Annotated in this window: 7 protein-coding genes; 5 read left to right on the top strand and 2 right to left on the bottom strand. The window is 68.2% G+C overall.

Features of this window, described 5'->3' with window-relative positions; genetic code table 11:
- From alaS to NTX40_10970, 5 genes are all read left to right on the top strand, one after another.
- Window positions 1-1,618: alanine--tRNA ligase (gene alaS / locus NTX40_10950; GenBank protein MCX5649591.1), on the top strand; the 1,618-nt coding region annotated here is incomplete at its 5' end.
- A 121-nt stretch (window positions 1,619-1,739) separates the two neighbouring features.
- Window positions 1,740-1,925 (top strand): 50S ribosomal protein L32, encoded by a 186-nt coding sequence (gene rpmF / locus NTX40_10955; GenBank protein MCX5649592.1) that lies wholly within the window; start codon window positions 1,740-1,742, stop codon window positions 1,923-1,925.
- Window positions 1,926-1,928: 3 nt separating this feature from the next.
- Window positions 1,929-2,930 carry a phosphate acyltransferase PlsX gene (gene plsX / locus NTX40_10960; protein MCX5649593.1) on the top strand — a complete coding sequence of 334 codons (1,002 nt, stop codon included), beginning with the start codon at window positions 1,929-1,931 and terminating at the stop codon, window positions 2,928-2,930.
- Complete coding sequence (locus NTX40_10965) at window positions 2,927-3,919, top strand: ketoacyl-ACP synthase III (protein MCX5649594.1); 993 nt, start codon at window positions 2,927-2,929, stop codon at window positions 3,917-3,919. The genes plsX and NTX40_10965 overlap by 4 nt, the downstream gene beginning before the upstream one ends.
- A 107-nt stretch (window positions 3,920-4,026) precedes the next feature.
- Window positions 4,027-4,257, top strand: coding sequence for a DUF4926 domain-containing protein (locus NTX40_10970; protein MCX5649595.1), 231 nt, complete (start codon window positions 4,027-4,029; stop codon window positions 4,255-4,257).
- Window positions 4,258-4,425: 168 nt separating this feature from the next.
- Here NTX40_10970 and NTX40_10975 read toward each other — a convergent pair whose 3' ends face one another.
- Both NTX40_10975 and NTX40_10980 read right to left on the bottom strand, forming a co-directional pair.
- Window positions 4,426-4,782 (bottom strand): DUF5615 family PIN-like protein, encoded by a 357-nt coding sequence (locus tag NTX40_10975; protein ID MCX5649596.1) that lies wholly within the window; start codon window positions 4,780-4,782, stop codon window positions 4,426-4,428.
- The gene (locus NTX40_10980; protein MCX5649597.1) at window positions 4,779-5,018 is read right to left on the bottom strand and encodes a DUF433 domain-containing protein; all 240 of its coding nucleotides are present in this window, start codon (window positions 5,016-5,018) and stop codon (window positions 4,779-4,781) included. Before NTX40_10980 ends, NTX40_10975 begins: the two co-directional genes overlap by 4 nt.
- Window positions 5,019-5,417: the final 399 nt, after the last annotated feature.

Below are 5,417 nucleotides of genomic sequence, written 5' to 3' on the forward strand. Positions count from 1 at the left end.
CATTCTTCGGGGCGAGGAGGAGCGGTTTGCGGCGGCGCTGGAGGATTCGCCGGGCGTCCGCGAGTTCGAGGAGGCGACGGCCGAGGCGGTTGCCTCCGACGCGAAACGCATGCCCACCGAAAGGGTGTTCGAGTTCTACGACACGTTCGGCATCCCCCTGGAGTTCATGGAGGAGCGGTGGGAGGACGAGGGCGTCACGTTCGACCGCGAGGGGTTCGAGCGGGCGCTGGAGGCCCGCCGGGCGCAGTCGCGGGCCGGGTCGAAAATGGGCGACGAGGCCATCGTCTTCAAGCGCGAGTTCCTGTCGGAAAAGGCGCTGGAGCGCCTCCGCCGGGAAAACCTCGAGACGGATTTCGTCGGATACGAGTCCACGGCCAGCGAGGCGCGGGTGCTCGCGATCTTCGTGGACGACGAGTGGGCGGAGTCGGCCGAGGCGGGGCGGGAGGCCCAAGTGCTCCTCGACCGGACGCCGTTCTACGCCCGCGCGGGCGGCCAGGTCGGCGACGCGGGGCGGATCGAGACGGAGGCGGGCGAGGCGAGCGTCGCCGACACGATCCTCGACCACTCCTTTTTCGTCCACCTGGTGAAGGTCGAGAAGGGGCGAATCCAGCGGCGCGGGGCGGTCCGGGCGGCGGTGGACGCCGGCCGGCGCCTCGCGACGGCGCGGAACCATACGGCGACGCATCTCCTGCAATGGGCGCTGCGGACGGTGCTGGGGGAGCACGTGCATCAGGCGGGGTCGGAGGTGTCGGCGGAGCGGCTGCGGTTCGATTTCACGCATCCGACGGCGCTGGCGGTGGAGGAGCGGCGGGAGGTGGAGCGGCTGGTGAACGAGCGGATCCTGGCGGGCGAGGCGGTCGAGGTCCGCACCATGCCGATCGAAGAAGCCCGGCAGAAGGGCGCGATGGCCCTTTTCGGGGAGAAGTACGGCGACGAGGTCCGCGTCGTGTCGGTGGGCGACTTTTCGATGGAACTTTGCGGCGGGACGCACCTGGAGACGGCCGGCGAGATCGGCCTCTTTAAGATCACCGCCGAGGAGTCGGTGGCGGCAGGGGTTCGGCGAATAACGGCCCTGACAGGCACGGCCGCGCTCGAGTTTCTCCACACCGAGGAGGACCGGCTGGCGGAGGTCTGCCGGGCCCTCAAGGCGACGCCGGAGACGATTGTCGCACGGATCGAGAACCTCCAGAAGCAAATCCGCGACCTGAGAGGGGACCTGGCGAAGGCCCGGAGCCTGTCGCAGCGGGGCGGGCTGGACGAGTTGCTCGCCAAGGTCCAGCCGGTCGAGGGCGTGCCGGTCCTGGCGGCCCAGGTCGAGGGGGCGGACGCGAACGCCCTGCGCGAGGCGTGCGACGCCATCCGCCAGAAGCAGGGCTCGATTCTCGTGGTCCTCGGAAGTTGCGAGGGCGGCAAGGTGAACCTCGTGGCCGCGGCCACGAAGGACTTGGTCGCCAAGGGTCTGCACGCGGGGAACCTGGTGCGCGAGGTGGCCAAGGCGGTGGGCGGCGGGGGCGGGGGCCGGCCGGACCTGGGCCAGGCGGGCGGCAAGGAGCCGGACCGGCTCCCGGCGGCCCTGGCGGGCGTTCCGGACCTGGTTCGCAAGCAACTCGGCGGCTGAGGGGGGTGATCGGGCGGTTTGGGGTTGACCGGGAGGCCGGCGGTCTGTAGGATTCTCGGCCTTTGGTGCCGTCGGAGGGGCCGCGACAGGGTTTTTTGACCCGTAACCTGAGGAGAAACGCATGCCGGTTCCGAAAAGACGGACCTCGAAGGCGCGGAAGGGGAAACGCCGGTCGCACCATGCCCTGGTGCCGGTGCAGACGGTCGTATGTAAGCACTGTGGCCACGCGACGTTATCGCACACGGTGTGCGGGAACTGCGGGTGGTATCGCGACCGCCAGGTCGTCGAGATCGAAGAGGAGGAGTAGGGTTTGCGGCTGGCGATCGATGCGATGGGCGGCGACTTTGCCCCGGCCGAGATCGTCCGCGGGGCCGTGGCCGCCAGGGACGCCCTCGCCCAAGACGAGATCGTCCTGGTGGGGGACGAGGGGGCGATCCGGGCGGAACTCCAGGCATCGGGCGCAGGCCTGGACCGCCTATCGATCGTCCATGCCTCGCAGGCGGTCGGCATGGCCGAGGCCCCCGTCGAGGCCGTCCGAAAGAAGCCGGATTCGTCGATGCGGCGAGCGATGGAACTGATGGCCCGGCGCGAGGTGGACGCCGTCATCAGCGCGGGGAACACGGGGGCGTTCGTGGCGGCGGCGCACATGGTGGCCCGCCGGCTGCCGGGCATCCGCCGGCCGGGCATCAGCATCATCCTGCCGACGTACCACGGCCCGGTGGTGCTGATCGACGTCGGGGCGAACGTGGATTGCCGGCCGACGCACCTCTTTCAGTACGGTCTGATGGCCAGCCTGTACTCGCGCAAGATGTTCGGGACCGAGGACCCGCGCGTTGGGATTCTTTCGATCGGCGAGGAGAGCCAGAAGGGCAACGACCTGGCGCGCGAGGCGAGCGACCTCCTGGAGGCGTCGGAGTTGAATTTCCGCGGCAACGCGGAAGGGCGGGACCTTTTCAACGGCCGGTTCGACGTCGTCGTCTGCGACGGGTTCGTGGGGAACATTGTCCTGAAGTGCGTCGAGGCGATGGCCGAGAACCTCTTCCAGACCATCCGCGAGGAACTCAAGGAGATGGAGCCGGCGGTGACGGTGAAACTGGCACCCGCGCTGGCGGACCTGCAGCGGCGGCACGACTCGGCAGAGTATGGCGGGGCGCCGCTCCTGGGGGTGGACGGGATTGTGATCATCTGTCACGGCAATTCGAAGGCGCGGGCCGTCGCCAACGCGTTCCGCGCGGCTGCCACGTATGCGCGCACTCAAGTCAACCGCGAAATCGTCGAAACCGTAGCCAAGATGAAGGAAGCCCGCGAGTGAAGGCGGTCCGCAGCGCGAAGATCGTCGGCACGGGCATGAGCGTGCCCGAGCGCGTCATGACGAACGAGGACTTCGCGCGCCTCGTCGAGACGAACGACGAGTGGATCGTCCAGCGCACGGGTATGAAGGAACGCCGCATCGCCGAGAACGACCAGGCCACCGGCGACCTGGCGGTCGAGGCGTCCCGCGCGGCCCTCGAGGACGCCGGCCTGGCGCCCGAGGACGTGGACCTGGTCATTTGCGCGACGATTACGGCCGACAACGTCCTTCCGGCGACCGCCTGCTGGATTCAGAACCGCCTCGGGTGCGGGGATACGGCGGCGTACGACCTCGTGGCCGCCTGCTGCGGCCATCTCTACGCCCTGGCCCAGGCGCGGGCGAACATCCTCTCGGGCCAGGCGAAGACCGTGCTCGTCATCGCCGCCGAGACGCTCTCGAAGATCACCGACTACACGGACCGCTCGTCCTGCGTCCTCTTCGGCGACGGGGCGGGCGCGGCCGTGGTCCAGGCGTCCGACGAACCCGGCGTCGGCATCCTCTACACGACGCTCTACGCCGACGGCTCGGGCGGCGAGATGATGCTCCTGCCGGCCGGCGGGTCGCGAAGGCCTCCGTCGCACCAGACCATCGAGGAGCGCGGCCACTACATGCAGATTCGGGGGCGAGAGGTCTTCAAGTTCGCCGTCGTCAAAATGCAGGAACTCATCGAGGAATGCATGAAGGCGTGCGGCCTGACGGTGGACCAGGTTCGGCTCGTCGTGCCGCACCAGGTCAACATCCGCATCATTGACGCCGCCACGAGCCGCATGGGCTTCCCGCCCGAGAAGGTGTTCCTCAACATCGAGAAGTACGGGAACACGGGCGGGGCGAGTTGCGCGATGGCCTATCACGAGGCCCGGAAGCAGGGCATCCTGGGGCCGGGCGACGTGGCCATTCTGGTCGCCTTCGGCGGGGGCCTGACCTGGGCCGCCGCCGTCATTAAGCATTGACGGCAGTGACGGAGTAACGTAGTGACGGAGTGACGAAGGCGCCTGCGGAGGGTGTCGCCGGCGGCAAGCGGTTTCGGATGGGGGCAGAGCGCATGAAGGTGCCGGGCTTGGTCCATAAAGAGCATGACTTGGTGGTATTGGCGGAGGACCTGGACGAGCACGGCCTGCGCGCGGGCGATGTGGGTACGGTCGTCCTGGTGCACGAGGGCGGGCGGGGGTACGAGGTGGAGTTTGCCACCCTCGATGGCGAGACGGTGGCGGTGGTGACGCTTGAGGGTTCGCAAGTCCGCCCGATCGGTCGCCACGAAATCGCCCACGCACGCCCGGTGGCCGGTTGATGTTTTGCTGGTTGCCTTCGGCGGGGGCCTGACCTGGGCCGCCGCCGTCGTCAAGCACTAACCGCCAATCTTCGAGCGAGGCGCCAGTGGGCAAAACCGCACTGCTGTTTCCCGGCCAGGGGGCACAGGTCGTCGGCATGGGGCGCGACGTCGCGGAGGCCCGGGCCTCTACGGGCGCACGACGCGGGTCTTGCGATCGGTGACGACGACAAAGCACCCCTTCCAGGCGTTGACGTCCTCGGTCCGGAAGAGGCTCTCGATTCGCTCAAGGAGCCCTTGGCGCCCCGGCTCTCTGAGGCGGATGAGCAGAATGCCGTGGTGGCGTCCCGGCGTGTAGCGGCGGGTGTCTGAGAAATCCAGGTCCTGCGTGACGAGCAACCGGCCGGACGCCTGCGCGGCTTTCCACACCTTGGCGTCCGCTTGTCCGGTCAGATCTTCCTGAGGGACTGTGTCTACGTCGTGACCGGCTTCGCCGAGTAAGCGCGCCAGCCGCCGAGGAATGTTTTCGTCCAGTTTGATTCTCATGGGATGTGCGGGGCGCTCGCCACCGGAAGGTCCTCTTCCGCAGAAGCGGCCGCGAAGGCGATGACCGCGCGGACGTCCTGTTCGGTCAGCGTGGGGAAATCCTCAAGGATTTCCTGGACGGACGCGCCTTCGGCCAGGCTGGCGAGGATGGTCCGCACCGTCACTCGCGTTCCTTTGATTACCGGATCCCCGCCGCAGACTTTCGCATCCCGGACGATATGCTGCCTGTAATCCATGACATGGCTCCGCACACGCTAGGGCTCACATATTCTGAGTGTACCTTCGGGCCGCGATGGAAGCAAGGGTGTTGCGGGAAGGGACAACGGCCGTCCGGATTCCCAACCCCCCAAGGGCAGCCCGCCGCCGAGAAGGGCCCGCATGCCCCCTTCGGGTTTTTGGTCTGGACGATAGGGGAATAGCCGCTACACTCTTTCGCTCTGCTCTGAAGAATGCGCGGCGGGCCCGCCTTCGCTCTACGGGCTATGGCGTGGCAAGCAAGCCCGCCGGCTAAATGGGCCTGGCCCAAGCAAAAGCGAGGGAGGCGCATGGGCAAGACCGCACTACTGTTTCCGGGCCAGGGGGCGCAAGCGGTCGGCATGGGGCGCGACGTGGCGGAGGCGTTCCCGGAGGCGCGG

This window comes from Planctomycetota bacterium (genome assembly GCA_026387035.1).
In the GTDB taxonomy this organism is placed as follows: Bacteria; Planctomycetota; Phycisphaerae; order FEN-1346; family FEN-1346; genus JAPLMM01.